The sequence below is a fragment of the Dietzia sp. Die43 genome, from assembly GCF_024519835.1.
GTDB lineage: Bacteria > Actinomycetota > Actinomycetes > Mycobacteriales > Mycobacteriaceae > Dietzia > Dietzia kunjamensis.
On the sequence record NZ_JALJRF010000014.1, the window covers coordinates 76,935 to 100,333 of the forward strand.

A 23,399-nucleotide genomic window follows, 5' to 3' on the forward strand; every position below is an offset into this window, starting at 1 on the left:
GATTTCGAGTAGCGGATTTGGCGTTGGGGCGCCGGTCAGCCGAAGACTGTGATGGTCTGCCGGCTGATCGCCACCAGCTCGCCGTCCGGCCGCCACAGCATCGCGTGGGTGTGCGCGTAGCCGTCGCGGGCGGTATCGGTGGCGGCGGCGTATCCGAGCATAGAGTCGGCCGGGAACGCCTCCGGGCCCACCTCCGCGATCAGCTCCAGCGTCCACGTCAGGCTGCTGCCGGGCGCGAACCCGTCGAGCATCTGGATGGGAGCCGGCGGCCACGCGTCGGCCAACACCACCAGGTGCTCCTCCTCGAACCGCTCCGGAGTCTCGCGCAGCGACGCCCACCCGGACAGGTCGGCCGTCTCGGAACCGGAGAACGGCAACTGGCCGCCGACCTGCCGCAGCTCGACGAACCGGTAGAACTCCGGCGTCAGCTTCTCGATGTAGGGGAACGCCTCGATCGCCGTCGGATCGCCCAGCGCCGGCATCGGATGGGCGGGCGCGACCGAGATCGACGACTGCCGGTGCTTGCCGAACGCGGCCAGCGCGGTCGCGACGATCGCGCCCTCCTGCCGAACGGTCGCCTGGCACTGGACGACGTTGGAGCCCACGCGCAGGATCTCGGCGTCGACCTCGACGGGGCCGGTCGTCGCGGGGCCGATGAACGACACGGTGATCGACCGCAGTGGGTGGACGACGGGGGCCGAGCCGTCTCCGGTGTCCCGATTGCGCAGGCACCCCTTCATGGCGGCCAGCAGCAGTGCGCCGGTCAGGCCCCCGAAGATCGCCCTGCCCTGCGTCCAACCCTGCTCGACCTCGACGGTCCCGCCGCGCGCGGCGGCCTCCAACATGCTCGTCAGCGACATGCGGTCATTCTGTCACCGGGGGTCAGCGGCTCTGGTGGGCGCGTCCCTTCCGGACCCCGGCCAGCGCGGTGGCCAGACCGGGCATGCGCGGCCCGAGGGCGAACATCTTCTCGCTGCGGGTCTCCGGGGCGTTGTCGGCGGTGCGGCGGAGAAAACGGTCCGGCAGTGACAACCGCGCGATGGTTCGCCACGACTGCAGGTACTGCTTCCACAGCGGCCCGCTGACGTACGGCAGGTCGTATCGCTCGCACAGTTCGCGTACCTTGAGCGAGATCTCCGAGTACCGGTTGGACGGCAGGTCCGGGAACATGTGGTGCTCGATCTGGAACGACAGGTTGCCGGACATGAGGTTCATCGCCGGGCCGCCGTCGAGATTGGCACTGCCGAGCATCTGCCGCAGGTACCACTCCGCCTGCGTCTCGTTCTCGATGTCGTCCATGGTGAACTTCTCGGCACCGTCGGGGAAGTGCCCGCAGAAGATCACGGCGTTGGTCCAGATGTTGCGGATGATGTTGGCCGTGATCGTGGCGGTGAGGGCCTGGCGGCCGCTCGGTCCGGCGAGCACCGGGAAGAGGATGTAGTCCTTGAGGATCTGCTGGCCGGCCTTGCGCAGGAAGGCGCGGGCGCGGCGGCGGTCGGCCGGGGACGCGTCGCGGTCGAACGCGTCGGCCGTGTCGACTGCCTGGAGGCCGATCCCCCACTCGAAGCCGAGCATGAGGACCGCGTTGACGAGGACGTTCCCGGCGAACCGGGGCTCCCAGGGGATGTCCCGGGTCACGCGCAGGACGCCGAATCCCACGTCGTCGTCCACACCGACGATGTTGGTGTACTTGTGATGCAGGTAGTTGTGGGTGTGCTTCCAGTCGGCGGAGCTGCCGACGAGGTCCCATTCCCAGTTGGTCGAGTGGATCTCCGGATCGTTCATCCAGTCCCACTGGCCGTGCATGATGTTATGGCCGAGTTCCATGTTCTCGAGGATCTTGGCCACGGCGAGGGTGCCGGTCCCGAGCGCCCAGACAGTGCGGTTGCGGGCGCCGAAGTACAGCAGCGCGCGGGCACCGAACTCCAGGCCTCGCTGGAGTTTGATGATGCTGTGGATGTAGCGGTAGTCGCGCTCCCCCCGGGAAGCGATGACCTCGGCGCGGACAGCGTCGAGCTCCCGCCCGAGCTCCTCTATCTGATCGGAGCTGAGGTGGGCGTATTCGCCGACATCGGAGATCGCCATGAGTTCAGGATAGGCCGGTTCGGGTGCCCGCGGCTACGGCTGCGGGTCCGGCCGCCCTGCTTTCGTGATCAAGGGCACCCGATCCGACCGGCGTCAGTCACTCCAGGCGCGGCGCAACACTTCCAGGGAGCCGTGGATCCGCTCGACCGTCGATCCCACCGGCGCGATCATCAGTTCGTCGGCCCCCGCGGTGCGCGCGAAGTCGGTGAGGTACTCGCGCACCGCCGGCCCGTCGCCGACCGCCGTGTAGTGGATCATGTGCAGAATCTGGCGACCGCCGGCGGACTCCATAATCATGTCGAGTTCCTCGTCGGAGAACTCGCGCCCGCGGCCGGCCATGAGCTTGACCCGCTGGCGGCGGTACCAGTGCAGTTCGAGTTCGGCTCGCTCGGTGTCGTCGTCGGCCACCACGTTGACGGCGGCGATCATGTACGGCTCGGCCAGCTGCTCGCTGGGCTGGAAGCGCTCGCGGTAGACCTGCGAGGCCTGCTCGAGGGCGTCGGGCGCGAAGTGCGAGGCGAACGCGTACGGCAGCCCGTAGGCGGCGGCGAGCTGCGCGCCGAACAGGGACGAGCCCAGGATGTACAGCGGCACCTTGGTGCCCCGCCCGGGAATGGCGGCGATCCCGCGCGTGCGGGCGAAGTCGGAGGGCGAGTCGCCGAGGAACGCCTGCAGCTCGCGGACGTCGTCGGGGAAGTTCTCGGCCGCCGACGGCTCGCGGCGCAGCGCACGCAGGGTCTGCGGGTCGGTGCCGGGGGCGCGCCCCAGGCCGAGGTCGATGCGTCCGGGGTGCAGCTCGGCGAGGGTGCCGAACTGCTCGGCGATCACGATCGGCGAGTGGTTGGGCAGCATCACGCCGCCGGAGCCGAGCCGGATCCGCTCGGTCTGCGAGGCGATGTGCGCCATGAGTACCGCCGGCGCGGAGGAGGCGATGGACGGCATGTTGTGGTGCTCGGAGTACCAGACCCGCTCGTAGCCCAGTTCCTCCGCCTTCTGCGCCAGCGCCACCGAATCCTGCAGTCCCTCCCCGATGCTCTGGCCGGGGCGGACGGTCGCGAAGTCGATGACGGACAGGGGCAGGGCAGTACCGGACTGGGGGGAGCTGGTCTCGGGGGAGGTCATGCCCCGTGCAACCCGGGCCCCCGGCACGCTATTCCTGTTGGCGGCGGGGCGGGGGCGGCAGACTGGGGGGCATGTCCCCCGCTGCTGACCGCGCCGCCGACCTCGCCCGCCTCGTGACCGTCATGCGCGAGACCGGCCCGCTCGTGCACTGCCTGACCAACTCGGTGGTCCGGCAGATCACCGCGGACGTGCTGCTCGCCGCCGGGGCGGCGCCCGCGATGGTCGACCACCCCGACGAGGCCTCCGACTTCGCCGCCATCGCCTCCGGCGTGCTCATCAACGTGGGCAACCCGACGGCCGAGCAGGTCGAGGGCATGCACGCCGCGATCGCCTCCGCCCGCGCCGCCGGCACCCCGTGGGTGCTGGACCCGGTGGCGGTCGGCGGTCTGGTCCTGCGGACGGGGCTGGCCACCGACTGGCTGGAGGCCGGGCCCGCCGCGATCCGGGCGAACGCGTCGGAGACCATCGCGCTCGCCGGCACGGGGGCGGGCGGCCGGGGCGTGGATTCCACGGAGGATGTCCTCGCCGCCGAGTCCGCTGCCCGGGACCTCTCGGCCCGGTCGGGGGCCGTGGTCGCCGTGACGGGGCCGCGGGACCTCGTCGTCACCCAGCGCCCCGGCCACCTCGGCGAGGCCGCGCCTCCCACCCGCACCACGTGGGTCGAGTCGGGTCACCCGCTGCTGCAGAAGGTCATCGGCACCGGCTGCGCCCTCGGGGCGCTCACGGCGGCCTATCTCGGGGCGGCGCGGTCGGCCGGGATCGCGGACCACGACGCGGTGGTCGCCGCTCACGCCCACGCCGGCGCCGCGGGGACGGTCGCCGGACGCACCGCGGCGGGTCCGGGCAGCTTCGCCGTGGCGTGGCTCGACGCCCTGTACACGCTGACCCCGGAGGAGATCGCGGGCCTGGTCACGGTGTCGGAGGCGTGAGCGGCGCCGGCGTCGACTGGCGCCTCTACCTGGTGACCGATCCCCACCTGGGCGGCGGGCGCGACGCGGTGCCGGGGATCGCCCACGAGGCGGTGCTGGGCGGGGTGGGTGTGGTCCAGGTGCGGGACAAGGAGTGCGACGACGACGAGTTCGCCACGCACGCCGCCGCCGTCGCGGAGTCCGTCGCGCGGGCGTGCGCCGAGACGGGCCGTGACGTGCCGGTGTTCGTCAACGATCGTCTCGACGTCGCGCGGGAGCTGGGACTGCACCTGCACATCGGCCAGCGGGACGTGCCGTTCGCGGCGGCCCGCGCGGCGCTGCCGGACGGGCTGATGCTGGGGTTGTCGATCGAGTCGGACGCGCAGTTGGCGGCGGCGACGACGGGGCCGGGACCGGCGCCGGACGTGATCGGGGTGAGCCCGGTGTGGTCGACGGCCACCAAGACCGACACCGCCGAGGCGCTCGGTCCCGAGGGTGCGGACCGGTTGGCCCGGGCCGCGCACTCCTACCGCCGACCCGGGGGCGTCCCCGGCGATGCCGACGCGGGCATCCGCGCGGTGGGGATCGGCGGGGTCACGCCCCTGACCGTCGCGCGGTTGGCCGCGACCGAGCTGGACGGGGTCTGCGTGGTCTCGTCGATCATGGCCGCCGCGGACCCGCGGGCCGCGGCCGCCGACCTGCTCGCCCGCTGGGACGCCGCCCGCCGCTGATCCGGGCACGGGTGCAGGGGCCGGGCACGGATGCAGGATGCGGGCCCGGGGCTCAGGTCCGACCCGGCCTCCCGGGGCGCGCGGCGCTCATTATCTCTTGCGCTCGGAGAAGTCGGCGAACCGCTCCAGGTCGCGGACGTGGCCGGACACGATGATGACGTCGTCCGCGCCGATGATGGTCTCCGGTTGGGCGTACTGGAACGGGCTGCCCGGGCCCTTGATGCCGACGATGTTGACCTTGTGACGCTTGCGCGGGTGGCAGTAGTCGATCGACTTGCCGATGACGTCCCGCGGTGGCCGCATCTTGACGATGGCGAAGTCCTCGTCGAACTCGATGAAATCCATCATCTGGTTGGCCACCAGGTGGGCCACGCGGACGCCGGCGTCGTGCTCGGGGAACACCACGTGGTCGCATCCGATGCGGGTGAGGATCTTGCCGTGGGCCTGGTTGATCGCCTTGGCCCAGACCTGGTCGATCCCCAGGTCGACGAGGTTCACCGCGACCAGCACGGACGACTCGATCGAGGTGCCCACGCCGACGACGGCGGTGGAGAAGTCCTGGGCCCCGAGCTGTTGGAGCGCCTCGAGGTCGGTGGCGTCGGCCTCCACCACGTGGGTCAGGGAGTCGGCGTACCTCTGGACGAGTCCGTGGTCGCGTTCGACCGCGAGGACCTCCCGGCCCTGGCCGACGAGTTGGGTGGCGAGGGAGACGCCGAACCGGCCCAGGCCGATGATGAGGACTGGGGACTGGCGACGGGTGCGATCAGCCAATGATCGGCCTCTCTGTGGGTAGGCGATACCTGGTCCGCTTTGCTCGCATGGTCAGCGCGGTGGCGAAGGTGATGATGCCGACTCGTCCGGCGAACATCAGCCCGGACAGAAGGTACACCCCCGCCGGCTCGAGTTCGGCGCTGAGACCTGAACTCAACCCGCAGGTGGCGAAGGCGGAGATGGACTCGAACAGGGGGCGTCCGAGATCCTCACCGGTGAGGATCATCAGGGCCAGGGCGGATCCGGCGACCAGCGTGAGCCCCATCCCGGCCACGGACACCGCGACCCGGATCGACGAGGTGGGCAGCGCGCGCCCGTGTGCCGTGGCGTCCTCCCGGCCCCGGGCCTCGGCGAGGAAGGCCAGGAAGATGACGGCCAGGGTGGTGACCTTGACGCCGCCGGCGGTCGAGACCGAACCGCCCCCCACGAACATCAGGGCGTCGGTGATGAGCATGGTCGACGCCGTCGTGTCGACGGGGTCGATGATGGCGAAACCCCCGGAGCGCATCATCACCGAGGCGAACACCGAGTGCTGCAGTTTGTCGACCACGCCCTCGCCACCGAGGGTGGCCCCGTTGCCCCACTCGAGCGCGGCGAACCCGAGGGCACCGACGAGCATGAGCAGCACGCTGACCTCGACCGTGAGACGCGTGTGGAGGTTCCAGCGTCCCAGGTGCCACTGGTGCTTCCACAGCACCAACAGGACGGGGAAGCCCAGACTGCCCAGGAACACGGCGCAGATCAGTGCCCAGAACACGACCGGGTCGTCGGCCACCGAGGCCAGGCCGTCGGGGTGGAGGACGAACCCGGCGTTGTTGAACGCCGACACCGCGTAGAACACCGCGCGCCACAGCCCGTCCCCGAACGTGCCCTGATGGGCGATGAACCGGGGCGCGAGGATGAGCGCGATGACGAGCTCCACCAGGGCGGACGAGACGACGATGGTCTTGATCAGCGATCGGACCTCGCCCAGTCCACCCGCCGACACGCCCGTCTGGGCGAGCAGCCGGGTACGCACCCCGAACTGCCGGGTCACCGAGAGTGCCAACAGGGAGGAGATCGTGACGATCCCCAGGCCACCGACCTGGATGCCCGCCAGGATCACCACCTGCCCGGCCGTGGACCAGTGGGTCGCGGTGTCAACGGTGGTCAGGCCGGTCACCGACACGGCGGAGGTGGCGGTGAACACCGCGTCGTGCAGGTGCGCGTGCTCTCCCGAGGAGGTGGCCCAGGGCATCATCAGCAGCACCGTGAAGACCGCGATCGCCGCGGCGAACGCCAGGAGCGCCGAGCGGGCCGGGGAACTGTAGGTGAACGCCCGGGCTGCCTGCGCGCCCGAGGACACGACCCCCGGAATCGTCGAGACCATGCCGCGAGGGTAATCCCGGCCGCCGCGTCGGCCCCAGTTGGTGCGCGAAGTCGTTACTGAACGGCGTCAACACTCGTAACGTCGGCGGTATGCCACGGATCCCTCTCGAAATCACGCTGGTCGAGTTCCCCAGCACCTCGATGTCGGCCACGAGCGAGTTCCTCGCGACGGTCTGCGGGTGGGAGCCCACCGTGTACGGGGGGTCGTACGCTTGCTTGGCCGGCGGGGGCATCGACGTGGGCGTGCAGGGGGACGACGACGAGCAGTCCCCCGCCCCGCTCATGGTGATCCGCGTGCCGGACCTCAACGAGGCCCGCGAGCAGGTCGAGGCCGCCGGTGGCATGGTGACGTTCGGGCCGTTCGACTTCCCCGGTGGCCGTCGCTTCCATTTCCGCGAGCCCGGCGGGAGCGAGATGGCGATGTGGGTGCCGGCGCCAGCCTAGAACCGTCCGGCCGACGCGAACCCCGCGGGTAGTGCGAGCCGGGTGAGCTTGTCCGGGTTGCTGTGGAAGTAGAGGCGTGAGATCCGGCCGTCGACCACGCCGACCTGCGCCACCCGCAGGACACCGCGGGCGAGGATCGCCAGCGCGAATTCGCCGTTGACCTCGACGGGCGCGATCATCCCGCCCGAGAGCTCCGTGGCCTTGATGAGGAAGTAGGCGCACTTGCGGGCCCCCACGATGTCCCGCCGGGCGGCGTTGACCTTGCCTCCGCCGTCCGAGATCACGCGGGCATCCGCGGTGAGGGCGGCGATCGTCTGCGGGAGATCGCCGGCCAGGACGGCCTCCACCAGTGTCGAGATCACCGCGTCCGAGGCGGGTTCGGGTGGACGCAGGTCGGACGACAGGCGGTGCCGGGCCCGGCTCACCCACTGGCGGACGGTGGCCACGGCCGCGCCCAGGGTGTCGGCGATCTCGGCGTAGGGCAGGTCGTACGCCTCACGAAGGACGAACGCCGCGCGCTCGTCCGGGCCCAGCTGTTCGTAGGCCAGCAGCACGGCGATCCGCAGGTCGTCGCGGCGCTCGGTCCGGTCCGCCGGTAGCAGGGCGGTGTCGACGGGCTCGGGCAGCCACTCGCCCACGTAATCCTCCCGCTTGCGCCTGCGCAGCCGGTCCAGACACAGCCGCGTCGCCACGGTGGTCAGCCACGCGTCGACGTTCCTGGGCGCGGACGACGGATCGAGCGCCACCCACCGCGCCAGCGCCTCGTCGGCGGCGTCCTCGGCGTCGGCCCAGGTCCCGGTGATGCGGTAGCCCACCCCGAGCAGGCGGCCCCGCACCCGCTCCAGCGCGGCACGGTCCGGCAGCGCGGGGCCGGCCGCGGGGGTCGCGGGCGGGGCCACGGTCATTGCCGGGTCGCCGGTTCCAGGTCGCTCGGGACGAGACCGCGCAGCGTCGCCGGGTCCTTGCGGGTGGCGATCGCTATCCGGTTCCATGCGTTGATCGTGACGATCTCCATGACCAGCTGTCCAGCCCCACCTTCGCCCCGGTGGCGGACCACCTCGTCCCACAGCTCGTCGGGCACGGAGTCCTCGCCGTCGATGTGGGTGACGGCGTCCGCGAACGCGAGCACCGCCCGCTCGCCCGCGGACAACTCCCCGGCGTGGGCGGGCCAGTTCTCGGTGACCGCGATCCGGGCCTGGCTCCAGCCGTCCCTGCGTGCGTCTCGTCGATGCATGGCCAGGCAGTAGCGGCAGCCGTTCACGGCGGAGACGCGGAGCCGGATGAGGTGACTGTCCTCCCGGGAGACCCGCGCCCGGGAGTAGGCCTCGAGTGCCAGCATGGGCGCCATCGCGCCCGCGCTGACCTGTTTGCGCGGGTCGGTGCTGTGTCGTGGAGTGTTCATGTCTCTTCGACGCACGAGCACCACCGGATGTGACACGGTCACCCCGCTTTCTCCCCGCCCCACGACGCGGATCAGGGCGGTCCCCTATGGCGTCGGGGGCCGGGCCGTCCTAGCGTTGAGCCCATGACCGACCCGGACGACCTGCTCCTCTCCGACGCCGAGCGGTTGCACGCCCTCATGGCGCTCGGCGACCACTACGCGTCCGGCCGACTCGACGACGCCGAGTTCCACGCCCGCTCCGGCGATGTGGCCGCGTCCCGCACCCTCGGCCAGCTGCGCGGCTCCTTCGCCGACCTGCCCGGGGGGACGCCGCTGACCTCGGTGGACGGCATGATCGTGCACTCGGCCGCTGCCTCCGGTGGGGAACTGGAGGTCTCCTCGTCGTCGTCGCCGTCGTCGTCGTTGTCGTCGTCCCCCGCCGTCGCGGTGACGCCCGCCGGTCGTGGCACCGACGCCGACCTGGAGGACCTGCGCAAGCGCGGCTCGCTCGTCGAGTCGCTGGACGGCGTCGTGCTGGGGCTGACGTTGGTCACGTTCCTCGTGCTGCAGATCATCGTGGACTGGCAGTACGCGTGGATCGTGTGGCCGTCGCTGGCGCTCACCCTGGGGATCCCGCGCCTGATCCTGCGATACACGGATTCCGAGGAGGAAACGTACGAGAAGCTCAAGAAGGCCGACAAGAAGGCCCGTGAGGACCGACTGCGCGCGGCGAACGAGCGGATCCGCGAGCTGGGTGACGGTCGGGAGAACCGCGCCTGAGCTACCCGACCCCGTCCCCACGGTCGGTGTCCCGCTCACGGGCGCCGCCGTTCTGCTCGTGGGTGACTCCGGGCTCCTCGCGCCTGGCCAGGGCCGCGGCCACCACGGGGAACAGTGCCATGCCCAGCCCCACGGCCACGATGATCGTCCCGATCCCCAGCGAGGCGAGGACGGGGACACGGCGCTGGGCGAGCTCGGCGTCGCACGCCTCCTGGGCCTCCGTGCTCGGCTGGGGACGCTCGCCGCGCAGGAGGTCCTTCCAGCTCAGCGAGGTGAGGGCGTTGTCCTTGTCGCGGGCCTCGGTGTAGTCGGGGCTGAAGTAGGTGCCGCAGTCCACTCGCTGCACGAAGCCGCCCGTGGACACGCCGAGGCTGCCCAGCAGGATCCCGCCGAGCACCACGAGCAGGCCGAGGACGGCGACGAGGGCACCGATCACGCGAGTGGTCACGGCGCTATCGTCACATCCCCGGTGCGACAGCGCATCCGGGCCGGACGGCCGCGGTCAGGTGTCCTCGAGCGCGACCCCCTTGCGCTCGGGGAGGGTGAAGGCGGCGAGGGCGGCGACGACGAAGGCCGCAGCGAAGACACCGAACACCATCGCGGTGTCGCCCAGATCGAGCAGGAGCGGCACGAGCAGTGGCGCGATGATGGAGGCGATCCGCCCGAACGCCGCCGCGGCGCCGGTGCCGGACCCGCGGGTCGAGGTGGGGTAGAGCTCCGGGCCGATCGCGTACAGGGCGCCCCACGCACCGAGGTTGAAGAACGACAGCGCCATGCCGGCGGCGATGATCGTGGCCGGGGAGTCCGCCAGGCCGAACAGCCCGGCCGCCACCGCCGAACCGGTGAGGAACACCGCGAGCGTGACCCGCCGACCCCAGATCTCGATGAGCCATGCCGCCGCCGCGTACCCCGGCAGCTGGGCGAGGGTGATGATGAGCGTGTAGCCGAACGACTTCACCAGATCGAAGCCCTGCGAGACGAGCAGACTGGGTAGCCAGATGAAGGCGCCGTAGTAGGAGAAGTTGATCCCGAACCACACGATCCACAGGGCGGCGGTGCGCTTACGCAGGCGCGCGGACCAGATGGACTCGGCGGGCTCGGCGGGCTCGGCGGGCGATGCGAGCGCGGCGCCGGTGGCGACGGACGCGGCCCCGTCGGCGCCGGCATGAGCGGGTGCGGCCGTGGACGGCGCGGCCGGCGGCTCGACCCCTGCGGACGCCTCGTAGTCGCGGACGATCCGCTCGGCCTCGTCGACGCGGCCCGTCGATTCCAGGTAGCGCACCGATTCGGGCAGTCCGAATCGCACGACCAGCGCGTACGCGGCCGGGATGATCCCGATGGCCAGGGCCCACCGCCACCCGTCGTCGCCGACCGGCACCACGAAGTAGCCGATGAGGGCGGCCATGATCCAGCCGACGGCCCAGAACCCCTCGAGGATCACCACCACCCGGCCACGGATCCGCCGCGGCGCGAACTCGCTGACCAGCGTGGACGCCACCGGCAGCTCGGCACCCAGGCCCAGGCCGACGATGAACCGCAGCACGATGAGCATGGCGATGCCGGTCGACAGGGCCGCCGCGCCGGTGGCGAGGCCGTAGACCAGCAGGGTGGCGGCGAAGACCTGGCGTCGACCGATCTTGTCGGCGAGCAGTCCGCCGAGGGCGGCGCCGATCGCCATCCCCACGAACCCGATGGACCCGACCCAGGACAGCTCGGTGGGCGAGAGCGACCAGTGGACCGCCAATGCCGCCATGACGAACGAGATGAGGCCGACGTCCATGGCATCGAGTGCCCAGCCCACGCCCGAGCCGAGCAGCAGCTTGCGGTGCTTGCGGGTGAACGGCAGGCCGTCCAGGCGCTCCGTGCGGGTCGTCATGGCGGCCACGCTACTCGGCATCCCTGACACAGCCCGGTGCCAACCCGGGCTGGACATGGACGAATGTCCGAGTAGCCTGGGAGCAGCTGTGTTCCACATCACATCAAGAGGAGTTCCTCGTGAGCATCACCGAGAACGCCGATCGCGCCGATCGCGCCGATCGCGCCGATCGCGCCGATCGCGCTGAGAACGCCGAGAACGCCAGCCCGGGCGGGGCGGACTTCGACGTCGTCATCCGCGGGGGCACGGTCTTCGACGGCACCGGCGCCCCGGGCATCCGCGCGGACGTCGGGATCAGGGCCGGTGTCGTGGCGGCGATCAGCCCGGCGCCGCTGCCCGTCTCGCCGGGCACGCAGGTCGTGGACGCCGAGGGGCGGTGGGTGACGCCCGGGTTCGTGGACACCCACACCCACTACGACGTCGAACTGGTCGTCTCCCCGGGCCTGGGCGAATCCGTTCGGCACGGGGTGACCACCGTCCTGGTGGGCAACTGCTCCATCTCGGGCGTGTACTCGGGCACCGTCGACGTCGCCGACCTGTTCAGCCGCGTCGAGGCCCTGCCCCGCGACGCGGTGCTGGCGGCGCTCGAGCAGAAGAAGACCTGGTCGGGCCCGTCGGACTGGCGGCGCACGGTCGAGGACCTGCCACTGGGACCCAACGTCGCGTCGTTCCTCGGCCACTCCGACGTCCGCGCCTCGGTGATGGGGTTGGGCCGGGCGACCGACCCCACGCAGTCCCCCAGCCGCGACGAGTTGCGCAAGATCGACCGCCGCATCAACGCCGCTCTCGACGAGGGCTTCCTCGGCGTGTCCACCATGACCAATCCGTGGGACAAGATGGACGGTGACCGCTACCGCTCGCGGACCCTGCCCTCCACGCACGCCTCGTGGGGCGAGTTCCGGCGGATCAGCCGGCTGCTGCGTCGCCGTGACCGCGTCCTGCAGGGCGTGCCCAACCTCAACACCAAGGTCGACGTGGCCTTCTACGCCGCCACCAGCACCGGGCTGTTCCGCAAGCCCCTGCGTGTCTCGCTGCTGGCGGCCGCCGACACGCTGGCCGAGCCGTGGGTCAACCGCATCTTCCGGCCCATCGCCTTTGCCGCCAACACTCTGGGTAAAGGCAAGTTCGTGTGGCAGCACCTGCCCACGACATTCAAGGTGTGGGCCGACGGGATCGACCTGGTGGTGTTCGAGGAGTTCGGCTCCGGCCGCGAGGCACTGCACCTGGTCGACGAGATGGCCCGCACCGACCTGCTAGAGCAGGAGAGCTACCGGCGCTGGTTCCGCCGCGACTTCGAGAAGCGCTTCAGCCCGCGCGTGTGGCACCGGGACTTCGACGACGCGCTCATCGTCGCCTGCCCCGACGAGTCGCTGGTCGGCCAGACCGTCGGCGACGTCGCCCGCGCCCGGAAGCTCCACCCGGCAGACGCCTACCTCGACCTGGTGGTCGAGTACGGCACCGACTTCCGCTGGACCACCACCATCGCCAACGCGCGGGAGAAGGTCGCCAACCGGCTCGTGCGGACCCCGGGTGTGACGATCGGTTTCTCCGACGCCGGCGCGCACCTGCGCAACATGGCTTTCTACAACTTCGGCATCCGCCTGCTCGAGCGCGTCCACCAGGCACAACTCAAGGGCGCGCCGTTCCTCACCACCGAGGAGGCCGTGTACAAGCTCACCGGCGAGCTGGCGGACTTCTACCGCCTCGACGCCGGGCGCCTGCAGGTGGGCGCGCGAGCGGACGTGGTGGTGGTGGACCCGTCCGGGCTCGACGGCGAGTCCCTCGACTACCACGAGGAGGCCATGGACGAGTTCGGCGGGATCCGCCGGATGGTCAACCGCAACGACCGGGCGGTCGCGGCGACCATCATCGGCGGCCACGTGGTGTGGTCGGACGGTGAGTTCGCGGACGGTTACGGCCGGGAGTTCGCGGCGGGCCGGTTCCTCCCCGCGGGCGAGGCCGTGGCACCGCGTCCGGTGGCGGCGCCACGGCCGGCCGCTCACTCGGTGGGCATCCCGGCGTCCTCCCAGGCCGAGTAGCTGCCCTTGAGCTCGGTGACGTCGTAGCCGACGCTGCGCAGTGAGCTGGCGACCACCGAGCTGCGGGTGCCGGACTGGCAGTAGGTGACGATCTTTCCCGAGTCGGGCAGTTCGTCGCGCTCCCACATCACCTGGCCGCCGTGCAGCTGGGAGGCGTCGGGGACGTGGCCGTCGGAGTACTCGGAGGTGGCGCGGACGTCGAGCACCATGGCGTGCTCGTGGGACTCCAGGTCCTTCGGGTCCACGGTCTCCGGGCGAAACGTGGGCAGTCCGTCGGTGGAGGTGACGTATCCGCGCGTGGTGTCGACGCCCACGCGGATGACGTGGCGCCGCAGCTCGTCGGCCTCCTCGGCGTCCTCGGCGAGGAACACCAGGCCGCGGGTGTCCTTCTCGGGGTCGATCGCCCAGCCGGCGTAGGTGCCCGCCTGGCCGGCGGGGAGGTTGATGGCGCGTTCGACGGTGCCGTCGTGGACGTCGTCGGCGGGGCGGGGGTCGACGACGACGAGGTCACCGGATTCGATGCCGGAGGCCACCTCCTCGGCGGGCAGCTCCCTCAGCCCTGGTAGGGGATTGCCGAGCACGGAGGGGCCGTCCCGGTTCTCGCGCTTCATCCGCCCGAAGTACGCCGGCGCGTCGGGCTGGCCGTCGAGGAGTTCGGAGATGAAGCCCTCCTCGTCGTCGTTCTCCACGTACTTCGGCCACCACGCGAACGTCCGCTCGTATCCCACCGAGCTGGACGGCAAGGCCCCCAGGGACTTGCCGCAGGCCGAGCCCGCGCCGTGGGCCGGGAACACCTGGACGTGGTCGGGCAGGGTGAGGAAGCGCTCGCGCAGGCTGGCGAACAGCTGCTTGGCGCTCTCGAAGCGGGTGTCCTCGTCGTTCGACGCGTTGCCGCCGGTGGTCTCGTCGAGCAGGTCCGGTCGGCCGAGGTCACCACAGAACACGAAGTCGCCGGTGAGCGCGTAGCCGGGCTCGTCGGCGAACGCACCGTCAGTGACGAGGAACATCAGGTGCTCGGGCGTGTGGCCGGGGGTGTGCACGGCCTTGAGCTGGACATTGCCGAGCTCGATGGTGTCGCCGTCGCCGAGCCGCTCACCCTCGAACCCATAGCGCCAGTCGTCACCGCCCTCGTCGGAGAGGTAGACGGTGGCGCCGGTCGCGGCGGCCAGTTCGCGGGTGCCGGACAGGTAGTCGGCGTGGATGTGGGTCTCGGTGACCTTGACGATGCTCATGCCGTGCTGGTCGGCCATGTCGAAATAGGCCCGCAGGTCGCGGCTGGGGTCCACGACGATCGCCTCGCTGCTGCTCTGGCAGCCGATGAAGTAGCTGGCGTGGGCCAGGTCGTAGTCATAGATGCGTTCGAGAAGCATTGTGCTGCGTCCTTTTTCCTTGGGGGAACACGTACATCATCCACCGTAAAACCCTGCGGGGTATCTGGCTACCGGTCGGTTCGTGCGCCGTCGCGGTCGGGCAGCGCACACTGGGGGCGAACCGCAACGCCGATGGAAGGATCCCCGCCGTGACCGATTCCCACCTGGACGACGACACCCGCGCCGTCCTGCTCGCACCCAACCCGGCCGTCATGGCGACGCTGCGCAAGGACGGCTCCCCGGTCACCGTGCCGACCTGGTATCGACTCGTGGAGGGTGACCGGATCCACCTCAACCTCGACGCCGGCCGAGTGCGGCTGCAGCACCTCCGACGCGACCCGCGGGTGGCACTGTCCGTCATCGCGTCCGAGGACTGGTACACCCACGCGAGCATCCAGGGGCGGGTCGTGGAGATCGCCGACGACCCGGACCTGTCCGGCATCGACGCCCTGAGCACGCACTACACCGGTGAGCCGTACCCGGTGCGCGACCGCGCCCGCGTGGACGCGTGGGTGGAGATCGACCACGTCCACGTGTGGGGTCAGCTCCGCGAGTCCTGAGCGCGGGTGACCCGCACGGGGGCGGGCCCGCCGATCGCGTCCGGCGGCCCCGCGCGCGCCCTACGCTGAGGCGACCCCTCGCCCGTCTACGCCCCGGAGACCTCCATGTCGGACCGCTACCCCCTCGCCGAGCTCAATGACCTGCCCGATGACCTGCGCGAGCGGATCCTCGCCGAGCAGGAGAAGGCCGGGTTCGTGCCCGAGGTGTTCCTGATGTTCGGGCGCCGCCCCGCCGAGTCGCGGGCGTTCTTCGCCTATCACGACGCGCTGATGGAGCGCGAGGGCAACCTGTCCAAGGCGGACAAGGAGATGATCGTGGTGACCATCTCCGGGCAGAACAGCTGCCTGTTCTGCGTGGTGGCGCACGGGGCGATCCTGCGGATTGTCAAGAAGGCGCCGATGCTCGCCGACCAGCTGGCGGTGAACTATCGCAAGGCCGACCTCACGCCGCGCGAGCGGGCGATCTGCGACTTCGCGACCAAGGTCAACCTGCACTCCGACGAGCTGGGCGACGCCGACTTCGCCGCCCTGCACGAGCACGGCCTCGACGACGAGGACGCGTGGGACATCGCCGCGATCACCGGGCTGTTCGGGCTGAGCAACCGGCTGGCGAACGCCACCGACATGCGCCCGAACCCGGAGTTCTACCTCATGGGCCGGGTGCCGCGGCAGAAGTAGTCAGCCCTCCTCGGTCACTACCCCGCAGGCGATGCGGCTCCCGCCGTCGCCGGCGTTGCGCGTCTCCTCGTCGGCCCCCTCGGGCGCGTAGCGCTCGGGGATGTTGGCGAGGTTGTCGGAGTTCTCGTGGACCATCAAGGTCGAGCCGTCCTCGTCCAGGAGCAAGTCGCGGTCCAGGCGGTCGGTGAGCGTGGCGATCCGGGCCGTGCCGTCCTCGGTCACGTAGAGGGTCGGCAGGTCCCCGGCGTGCTCGGGGTGGCCGGCTTCGCCGCCGGGGCCCGCCAGGTGGCCGCCGGCGGAGAGGAACGCGCCCCGCTCGCCCGGCTGGGTGGGGTTCTCACTGTCGGGCTCGCACAGGCCCGTGCCGTGGATGTGCAGACCGTGGAACCCGGGCTCCAGGTCGGTCGCCTCGACGGTGACGAGCGTGCCACCGTCGGCCTCGGCGAACTCGGCCGTCCCCCGCGGCTCACCCTCGGGGTTCACCAGCTCGGCGGTCGCGAACGCCTGGCCGCCGGCGTTCTGGCCGGACGTCTTTGTGGTGGTCTCGGAGGTGCTGGTCTCGGACGTGTTCCCCGCGCCGTCCTGGGGCGTGACGTCACCCCCTGCGGCTGGAGAGTCCTCTCCGGTGCCGCATGAGGCCAGCAGGAGCGCGGTTGCGGACAGGGCCACGAAGGTCGAACCCCTCCGGGCGCGGCGGGCGGTGGACACGGTGCGTGCGGTCATCACAAACCTCCTCGGACGGCGTCGTGAGGGTGACGGTACCGAGGCAGACCCGACGCGCAACCGCGTCTGCGGCCTGCATTTTCGCTGGCAGATCACTCACCGGCGGCCCCTACCACAAAGTAAGAAGTCACTTGCACTTCTTACTCAGGTGTCGTTCACCTCGCAGCCGCACTAACGGACCAACGTCCTGATGCCGAGCCCTAGCGGGCAGACCAGCGCGCCCGAGACCCGTTGCGCTGGTCAATATCTCGCAGGGCGCAGGCCCGCGAGCACGGCAAATGCGCGCGTCCTATGAAGTTCATCACGAGAACATATCTGAACGCTTGCACAACCTGAGAAGCGGGTGCATACTCTTCTCAGTCCCCGCACAGATTCCTCTGGCCCTCGCGGGGCGTCCCTCCCCCTCGAGCCACCGGCTCATTCCCTCGCAAGAAAGGGTTCATCATGAACCAGGTCTATGCCCTCATGGCCACCTTCCAGGCGTTCCTCGACGACCGCTTCGAGAACCGCAAGGACCGCGGCGCGACCGCCGTGGAGTACGGACTGATGGTCGGCCTGATCGCGGTCGCGATCATCGCTGCGGTGATCCTCCTCGGCGGCAACCTCGAAACCCTCTTCGACAACGTTGCCGACCGCCTGCCGGATGGTGCCGCAGCCGCCGAGGGTGGCGACCCCCTCTAATTAGTAAGAAGCTCGACCGGCGCCGCCCCGATTCAGGTGCGGCGCCGGTCGAGAGCGGACTCCCCCTCTCGACGTCCCCTTACCCTCTCCCCCAGGCGCCGCAATGTTCACGCCCTCACGTGACCGCGGAGCAGCCGCAGTTGAGTTCGCGCTCGTACTGCCGATACTTCTCCTTCTGGTCATCGGAATCCTTGAATTCGGTCGCGCGTATCACGTGCAGACCACCCTCTCCAACGCCGCACGCGATGGCGTCCGGGTCATGGCACTGCAGGACAGCGCCACCGCCGCCGTTTCAGCAGCCGAAGCGTCCGCTAGCCCCCTCGACCTCTCCGACGCCACGATCGTTGTCACGCCGACATCAGGCTGTTCGTCCGCACTTACGGGCGCCGGGCTCGCCTCGGTGACGATCACCTACCCGTTTTCCCTGGTCTCGGGATTCCTTCCCATCGATGACTTCACTCTCACCGGGAAAGGGACAATGCGATGCTTCGGATAGACGACGACCGCGGAGCGATCGCCGTCCTCATCGCGATCCTCCTCGTGCCTATCCTCGGCTTCGCCGCCATCTCCGTCGACATAGCGGCAACCCATGCCGAGCGACAGCAGCTCCAAACGGGTGCGGACGCAGCTGCGCTCGCAATTGCCCAGGACTGCGCCCGTAAGAACTGCGGTGCGCCGACCGACACTGCGCAGTCCCTCGCCACGCTAAACAGCAACTCGGGTGACGCGGTGGCAAGTCTCGACTCGGTTCCTACCGAAAGCTCCGGACGGGTTACCGTTCGCACCTCGGCGGTCCGGCAGCACTGGTTTGCTCCGGTCCTGGGTGTGGACTCGACCGAGCTCGCAACTTCTGCCACCGCGGGCTGGGGTTCCCCGACGGGCGGGACTTCGGCACTCCCCATGATCTTCTCTCTTTGCGACTTCAACAGGTACTCGGTGGACGGTCGCCCCTCGGGACGGGAGCAAGTGATTGTCACGACGCCGGCGGAAACATGCTCGGGCTCGGCCGATAATTCCCCCACGTACCTCCCGGGCGGCTTCGGTTGGTTGGAGACCGACGTCAAAAAGAGCTGCAACGCCACAACGCGGATCGGCACCCGGGCCGAGAGCGAACCGGGGAACACGGCAAAGCACTGCGATCTCTCCACGATCCGCGACCGCACGATCCTCGTGCCGATCTTCGACGACGCTGACCCGGATGAGAGAGGTGGCCAGGGGAGAGGCGCCTGGTACATGGTGTACGGCTACGCGGCATTCACAGTGACCGGTTACCACTTCTCCGGGCAGAGCTGGAACCCGCCATGCAGTGGAAACAAACGGTGCATCAGCGGTTACTTCACAACCATGCTCCAGGAAGACCCCGACTTCGACTATGGACCAGGCGGGCCCGATCTCGGCGCCGCCGCCGTCGTTCTACTACCCGACTAGTGAGAGACCAATGAACCGACGTCTCGTCTCAGCCATCGCGGCCAGCGTACTCGCCATCCTTGGCGCAGTGCTGCTCGTCAGCTACGTCAACAACGCAGACAGTCGCGCGATGGCGAACATGGACCCCATCGAGGTGCTGGTCGTGTCCGCACCCATCGCCCAGGGGACACCTGCTGAAGAAGTCGCCGCGTCGGTGACGACCCAGCGCCTGCCCAAGGCCGCAGTCGGGCCCGATGCGGTCCGGTCACTCGCAGAGGTGGCCGGCCGCGTTGCCGCGACCGACCTCCAACCCGGCGAACAGGTCCTCGGCGCCCGATTCGTCACCCGCCAGTCGTTGGAGCGGTTCGGAGGGATCCCGGTCCCGGAGGGCTACCACCAGGTGACCATCCCCCTCGAGGCTCCACGGGTGGTCGGCGGCACCGTCACTCCTGGGGACACGGTGGGCGTGTTCGTCACCCTCGACGACGGATCGACTCACCTCGTCCTACGAAAGATCCTCGTCACCCGCGTCCAGGGCGGGCTAGGAGCGACCCAGCCGAACGAAGGGATCGAGAACCCCGACGCGGCACCAGTTCCAGAGGGCGGTGCCATGATCACGATGGCGCTCACCACTGACCAGGCCCAAACGGTCGCGTTCTCAGTCGAGCACGGGAGTATCTGGCTGTCCCTCGAGGACTCCACCGTTCCGCAGGACGGCACCGGCCGGGTCGATGCAAGGGATTTCTACTGATGAGTCGCATACTGATCGCCACCGATTCCGCCGACCTTCGCGGGAGGGTCGCCACCGCCACCGGTGAGCCGATCTCGGTGATCGCCGGGCGCCCCCTGCCGACCGGTCCGTCGCAGTTGTTCCAGCAGCTCGGGCCGGGCGTCGCCATCCCCCAGGTCGTCGTGATCGACGTCGCCGCCGGCCGCAACGAGGCACTAGGGCTCTCGTCCCGCCTCGCCTCCGAATGCCCCGGCATGGCCGTGGTGCTGGTGAGCGAGCATCCCGACACGTTCGCCCTGGCCGCCCTCCGTGCCGGCGCGTGCGACGTGGTGCATCCCGACGCCGAGGTCGGCGAGCTCGCCGCTGTGCTCGGCCGGGCCGCCCAGGTCGCCGCCTCGACCGCACCTCAGGGGCCGGGCGACCCCGCCATGAACGGAAAAGCCAGCACGCGGGGCCGTGTCATCAGCGTCGTCTCCCCCAAGGGTGGAGTCGGTAAGACGACCGTCGCCACCAACCTCGCGGTGGGCCTGGCCCGGACAGCCCCTCTCTCGACCGTGATCGTTGACCTCGACGTGCAGTTCGGAGACGTGGCCAGCGCCCTCAATCTGGATCCCGAGCACACCCTCCTCGACGTGGTCCGCGGCCCGGCCGTGCAGGACTCCATGGTGCTCAAGACCTTCCTCACCCAGCACCAGACCGGCCTCTACGCCGTGTGCGGGCCGACCTCGCCCGCCGACGCCGACGACATCACCGCCGCCGACGTGGCCCAGCTCCTGCAGACCCTTGCCTCGGAATTCCGGTACGTCGTGGTGGACACCGCTCCCGGACTCGACGACCACGCCCTCGCCGCGATCGACCAGGCCGACGAACTGGTCACGCTGACCAGCCTCGACGTGCCCGGAGTGCGCGGGCTGCGCAAGGAACTGAACATCCTGCGCGACCTGGGGTTGAATCTCGAGAAGCGGCACGTCGTGGTGAACTTCGCCGACCCCCGCAGCGGGCTCACCAAGGCCGACGTCGAAGCCACCATCGGCACCGGCGTCGATCTGGTGCTCCCCCGCAGCAAGGCGGTTCCCGTGTCGGTCAACCAGGGAGTCCCCCTCCTGCAGAGCGACGGCCGCGATGCGATGGCCAAGCAGCTGCGCAAGCTGGTCGACAGGTTCACCCCGGCGCCCATGCGCCCCACCGCGACCGCCGTGCTGACCGCCGAGGGTGGTCGGCACCGACTCCGCCGAAAGCGAGTGAAGGCATGAGCCTGTCCGAACGCCTCCGCGCGGCCCGCGTCGCCCCGGGAGCCACCGGCACCGACGCGCCCGCGTCCGACGCCGCATCGTCGGCCTCCGCCGCGCCACCATCCACGCCGACCGTGGTCGCCCCGACGGGGACGACGACGAAGCCGGCCACTGCCACCAACACTCCGTCCACGAAGACCGCGGGGAGCACACCCGCCGACGATCCCACTGTCGATCCGCTGGTCGCCCTCAAGGAGCGCGCAGCCAGCGCCCTGTTCGAGCGCATCGGTGCTCGCCTGAACAACCCGTCGCTCACCGAGGAGCAGCTCCACGCCATGGTGCGGAGCGAGCTCAATAAGGTCGTCGAAGACGAGACCGTCCCACTCACCAGCGACCAGCGCGTGCGCCTCATCACCGACGTGCAGGCCGACGTGCTGGGTCACGGCCCGCTGGAGAAGCTGCTCGACGACCCGGAGATCACCGAGATCATGGTTAACGGGCCCGACATGATCTTCGTCGAGCGCGCAGGCCAGCTCACCCGCCATCCCTCCAGGTTCGCCTCGGAGGAACACCTCCGTCAGGTCATCGAGCGGATCGTCTCGCGTATCGGCCGCCGCGTCGACGAATCCTCCCCGCTGGTCGACGCCCGACTCGCCGACGGCTCGCGCGTCAACGCCGTCATCCCGCCGCTGGCCGTCAACGGCTCCTCGCTGACCATCCGGAAGTTCTCCAAAGACCCGTTCAAGGTGCACGACCTCATCCGGTTCGGCACCCTCACCCCGGAGATGTCCGAACTGTTGCAGGCCTGCGTGGAGGCGCGGCTCAACATCATCGTCTCCGGCGGCACCGGCTCCGGCAAGACCACCCTGCTCAACGTACTGTCCTCCTACATCCCCGAGGGTGAGCGGATCGTCACCATCGAGGACGCCGTGGAGCTGCAGCTCCAGCAGGATCACGTGGTCCGTCTCGAGTCCCGACCGGCCAACATCGAGGGACGCGGCGAGATCACCATCCGCGAGCTGGTGCGCAACTCCCTGCGTATGCGGCCCGACCGCATCGTCGTCGGCGAGGTCCGCGGCGGAGAGACCCTCGACATGCTCCAGGCCATGAACACCGGCCACGACGGGTCACTCTCCACCGTCCACTCCAATTCGCCACGTGACGCCATCGCCCGACTGGAGACCCTCGTCCTCATGGCCGGCATGGACCTTCCCCTGCGCGCCATCCGCGAGCAGATCGCCTCTGCCGTCGACGTGATCATCCAGCTCACCCGGCTCCGCGACGGCACCCGTCGCGTCACCGCGGTGACAGAGGTCCAGGGGATGGAGGGGCAGACCGTCACCCTGCAGGACGCCTTCCTCTTCGACTACTCCGCCGGCCTCGGCCCTGACGGCAAGTTCCTCGGCAAGCCCCAGGCCACCGGCGTCCGGCCTCGCTTCACCGACCGGTTCAACGAACTCGGCATCACCCTGTCCCCACGGGTGTTCGGCGCGACCACCGAGAACCCCGGATCCATCCGATGAGCCAGACGCTGCTGTCCCCCGCGGGGTTCGCGATCGCCGCCCTCACGCTCGCGCTGCTCACGGGCGGCTACCTCATCCTCTCTCCCGCGCCGGGGCGGATTCCCCGGGAACGCCGACGGCCCGGCATGGCGGAAGGCCCCGGACCGATCAGCCGCGCGGCCACCGCCGCCACCGATGCGATCGACTCGCTCCTGCGCCGCCGCGGGACCACCGGAGCCGGCCAGCTCGAACGCGCCGGAGTCCGCATGGGGCTCCAGGACTACGTCTTCCTCGTCGTCGTCGCCTCGATCGTCGCGTTCGCCCTCGGCCTCATCCTCGTCGGTCCGCTGATGGGCACGTTTCTGGCCCTTCTCGCGCCCGCAGGTGGCTACGCTCTTCTACAGATTCTCGCTTCTCGCCGTCGCGCCAAGTTCGCCGACCAACTCGACGATTCCCTGCAGCTCATGTCCAGCAGCCTGCGCGCCGGACACTCCATGCTGCAGGCGCTGGCCTCGGTCGCGCGCGAGGCGGAGGAGCCCACCTCCGAGGAATTCGCGCGGATCATCAATGAGACCCGCGTCGGCCGCGACCTCGGCTCCGCCCTCGAGGAGACCGCCAACCGGATGGGCAGCCAGGACTTCGTGTGGGTCACCCAGGCCATCGCGATCAACCGCGAAGTCGGCGGCAACCTCGCCGAGGTTCTCGACGCCGTCGGCCACACCATCCGTGAGCGCAACCAGATCCGCCGGCAGGTCGCGGCGCTGGCCGCCGAGGGTAAGCTGTCCGCCTACGTCCTTATGTCGCTGCCGTTCGGTATCGGCGGGTTCCTCTTCATCTCCAACCCATCCTACATCGGCGTGCTCACCCAGAGCCTGCTCGGCTGGGGAATGATCGCGGCCGGCGTCGTGATGCTGATTATCGGCGGCATCTGGCTGAGCAAGGTCGTCCGCATCAAATTCTGACAGGGTCGGCTCCTCCCTCAGAGCCGCCCCTCCTCCCCCTCCCCTCTCG

Annotated in this window: 25 protein-coding genes; 14 read left to right on the top strand and 11 right to left on the bottom strand. The window is 70.0% G+C overall.

What is annotated here, in order from left to right; translation table 11 throughout:
* Window positions 1-35 precede the first annotated feature (35 nt).
* The 3 genes from NR111_RS12990 to NR111_RS13000 all read right to left on the bottom strand — a co-directional run bounded on the left by NR111_RS12990 (window position 36) and on the right by NR111_RS13000 (window position 3,207).
* The gene (locus NR111_RS12990) at window positions 36-860 is read right to left on the bottom strand and encodes a thioesterase family protein (protein WP_256821016.1); all 825 of its coding nucleotides are present in this window, start codon (window positions 858-860) and stop codon (window positions 36-38) included.
* 22 nt (window positions 861-882) lie between these two features.
* A complete protein-coding gene (locus NR111_RS12995) occupies window positions 883-2,085 on the bottom strand; it encodes an acyl-CoA desaturase (RefSeq protein WP_154830144.1) in 1,203 nt (400 codons plus the stop codon).
* Between the two features lie 93 nt (window positions 2,086-2,178).
* Window positions 2,179-3,207, bottom strand: coding sequence for an LLM class flavin-dependent oxidoreductase (locus NR111_RS13000; RefSeq protein ID WP_256821017.1), 1,029 nt, complete (start codon window positions 3,205-3,207; stop codon window positions 2,179-2,181).
* 71 nt (window positions 3,208-3,278) lie between these two features.
* Between NR111_RS13000 and thiM the strand changes: the two genes are divergently transcribed.
* Window positions 3,279-4,136 carry a hydroxyethylthiazole kinase gene (gene thiM / locus NR111_RS13005; protein ID WP_256821018.1) on the top strand — a complete coding sequence of 286 codons (858 nt, stop codon included), beginning with the start codon at window positions 3,279-3,281 and terminating at the stop codon, window positions 4,134-4,136.
* The gene (locus NR111_RS13010) at window positions 4,133-4,846 is read left to right on the top strand and encodes a thiamine phosphate synthase (protein ID WP_256821019.1); all 714 of its coding nucleotides are present in this window, start codon (window positions 4,133-4,135) and stop codon (window positions 4,844-4,846) included. The genes thiM and NR111_RS13010 overlap by 4 nt, the downstream gene beginning before the upstream one ends.
* A 90-nt stretch (window positions 4,847-4,936) precedes the next feature.
* On the opposite strand, the gene NR111_RS13015 is transcribed toward NR111_RS13010, so the two are convergent.
* Together NR111_RS13015 and NR111_RS13020 are read right to left on the bottom strand one after the other, a co-directional pair.
* Window positions 4,937-5,617, bottom strand: a complete 681-nt coding sequence (locus tag NR111_RS13015) for a TrkA family potassium uptake protein (RefSeq protein ID WP_256821020.1) — start codon at window positions 5,615-5,617, stop codon at window positions 4,937-4,939.
* On the bottom strand, window positions 5,610-6,986 hold the full coding sequence (locus tag NR111_RS13020) for a TrkH family potassium uptake protein (protein ID WP_256821021.1): 1,377 nt from the start codon (window positions 6,984-6,986) through the stop codon (window positions 5,610-5,612). The genes NR111_RS13015 and NR111_RS13020 overlap by 8 nt, the downstream gene beginning before the upstream one ends.
* 89 nt (window positions 6,987-7,075) lie before the next feature.
* Between NR111_RS13020 and NR111_RS13025 the strand changes: the two genes are divergently transcribed.
* Window positions 7,076-7,429 (top strand): VOC family protein, encoded by a 354-nt coding sequence (locus NR111_RS13025; RefSeq protein WP_256821022.1) that lies wholly within the window; start codon window positions 7,076-7,078, stop codon window positions 7,427-7,429.
* Here the strand turns inward: NR111_RS13025 and NR111_RS13030 are convergent.
* Window positions 7,426-8,334: a sigma-70 family RNA polymerase sigma factor gene (locus NR111_RS13030; protein WP_256821023.1), complete on the bottom strand. Its 909-nt coding sequence runs from the start codon at window positions 8,332-8,334 to the stop codon at window positions 7,426-7,428. The two genes, NR111_RS13025 and NR111_RS13030, sit on opposite strands and share 4 nt — an antisense overlap.
* Window positions 8,331-8,831 carry a carboxymuconolactone decarboxylase family protein gene (locus tag NR111_RS13035; protein WP_256821024.1) on the bottom strand — a complete coding sequence of 167 codons (501 nt, stop codon included), beginning with the start codon at window positions 8,829-8,831 and terminating at the stop codon, window positions 8,331-8,333. Before NR111_RS13035 ends, NR111_RS13030 begins: the two co-directional genes overlap by 4 nt.
* Window positions 8,832-8,954: 123 nt before the next feature.
* Between NR111_RS13035 and NR111_RS13040 the strand changes: the two genes are divergently transcribed.
* Complete coding sequence (locus NR111_RS13040) at window positions 8,955-9,590, top strand: DUF1707 domain-containing protein (protein WP_206475104.1); 636 nt, start codon at window positions 8,955-8,957, stop codon at window positions 9,588-9,590.
* A gap of 1 nt (window position 9,591) precedes the next feature.
* Here NR111_RS13040 and NR111_RS13045 read toward each other — a convergent pair whose 3' ends face one another.
* On the bottom strand, window positions 9,592-10,038 hold the full coding sequence (locus tag NR111_RS13045) for a hypothetical protein (RefSeq protein WP_256821025.1): 447 nt from the start codon (window positions 10,036-10,038) through the stop codon (window positions 9,592-9,594).
* Between the two features lie 54 nt (window positions 10,039-10,092).
* On the bottom strand, window positions 10,093-11,466 hold the full coding sequence (locus NR111_RS13050) for an MFS transporter (protein ID WP_256821026.1): 1,374 nt from the start codon (window positions 11,464-11,466) through the stop codon (window positions 10,093-10,095).
* 233 nt (window positions 11,467-11,699) lie between these two features.
* Between NR111_RS13050 and NR111_RS13055 the strand changes: the two genes are divergently transcribed.
* Window positions 11,700-13,505 (top strand): amidohydrolase family protein, encoded by a 1,806-nt coding sequence (locus tag NR111_RS13055; protein ID WP_256821051.1) that lies wholly within the window; start codon window positions 11,700-11,702, stop codon window positions 13,503-13,505.
* On the opposite strand, the gene NR111_RS13060 is transcribed toward NR111_RS13055, so the two are convergent.
* Complete coding sequence (locus tag NR111_RS13060) at window positions 13,466-14,875, bottom strand: rhodanese-like domain-containing protein (protein ID WP_256821027.1); 1,410 nt, start codon at window positions 14,873-14,875, stop codon at window positions 13,466-13,468. The two genes, NR111_RS13055 and NR111_RS13060, sit on opposite strands and share 40 nt — an antisense overlap.
* A 149-nt stretch (window positions 14,876-15,024) precedes the next feature.
* Here NR111_RS13060 and NR111_RS13065 point away from each other — a divergent pair, with 149 nt between their 5' ends.
* Together NR111_RS13065 and NR111_RS13070 are read left to right on the top strand one after the other, a co-directional pair.
* Window positions 15,025-15,435: a PPOX class F420-dependent oxidoreductase gene (locus tag NR111_RS13065; protein ID WP_067718824.1), complete on the top strand. Its 411-nt coding sequence runs from the start codon at window positions 15,025-15,027 to the stop codon at window positions 15,433-15,435.
* A gap of 105 nt (window positions 15,436-15,540) precedes the next feature.
* Window positions 15,541-16,113, top strand: coding sequence for a peroxidase-related enzyme (locus NR111_RS13070; RefSeq protein WP_096906562.1), 573 nt, complete (start codon window positions 15,541-15,543; stop codon window positions 16,111-16,113).
* Here NR111_RS13070 and NR111_RS13075 read toward each other — a convergent pair whose 3' ends face one another.
* Complete coding sequence (locus NR111_RS13075; RefSeq protein WP_256821028.1) at window positions 16,114-16,836, bottom strand: superoxide dismutase family protein; 723 nt, start codon at window positions 16,834-16,836, stop codon at window positions 16,114-16,116.
* A 444-nt stretch (window positions 16,837-17,280) separates the two neighbouring features.
* Here NR111_RS13075 and NR111_RS13080 point away from each other — a divergent pair, with 444 nt between their 5' ends.
* The 7 genes from NR111_RS13080 (at window position 17,281) to NR111_RS13110 (ending at window position 23,350) form a co-directional block, all read left to right on the top strand.
* On the top strand, window positions 17,281-17,517 hold the full coding sequence (locus NR111_RS13080) for a Flp family type IVb pilin (RefSeq protein ID WP_256821029.1): 237 nt from the start codon (window positions 17,281-17,283) through the stop codon (window positions 17,515-17,517).
* A gap of 103 nt (window positions 17,518-17,620) precedes the next feature.
* A complete protein-coding gene (locus NR111_RS13085) occupies window positions 17,621-18,013 on the top strand; it encodes a TadE/TadG family type IV pilus assembly protein (RefSeq protein WP_256821030.1) in 393 nt (130 codons plus the stop codon).
* Entirely contained in the window at window positions 18,001-18,945 is a 945-nt protein-coding gene (locus tag NR111_RS13090) for a pilus assembly protein TadG-related protein (RefSeq protein ID WP_256821031.1), read from the top strand. The genes NR111_RS13085 and NR111_RS13090 overlap by 13 nt, the downstream gene beginning before the upstream one ends.
* Before the next feature lie 10 nt (window positions 18,946-18,955).
* Window positions 18,956-19,675, top strand: a complete 720-nt coding sequence (gene cpaB / locus NR111_RS13095) for a Flp pilus assembly protein CpaB (RefSeq protein WP_256821032.1) — start codon at window positions 18,956-18,958, stop codon at window positions 19,673-19,675.
* Entirely contained in the window at window positions 19,675-20,907 is a 1,233-nt protein-coding gene (locus tag NR111_RS13100; RefSeq protein WP_256821033.1) for an AAA family ATPase, read from the top strand. The genes cpaB and NR111_RS13100 overlap by 1 nt, the downstream gene beginning before the upstream one ends.
* Complete coding sequence (locus NR111_RS13105; RefSeq protein WP_256821034.1) at window positions 20,904-22,409, top strand: CpaF family protein; 1,506 nt, start codon at window positions 20,904-20,906, stop codon at window positions 22,407-22,409. The genes NR111_RS13100 and NR111_RS13105 overlap by 4 nt, the downstream gene beginning before the upstream one ends.
* Window positions 22,406-23,350: a type II secretion system F family protein gene (locus NR111_RS13110; RefSeq protein WP_256821035.1), complete on the top strand. Its 945-nt coding sequence runs from the start codon at window positions 22,406-22,408 to the stop codon at window positions 23,348-23,350. Before NR111_RS13105 ends, NR111_RS13110 begins: the two co-directional genes overlap by 4 nt.
* Window positions 23,351-23,399 lie beyond the last annotated feature (49 nt).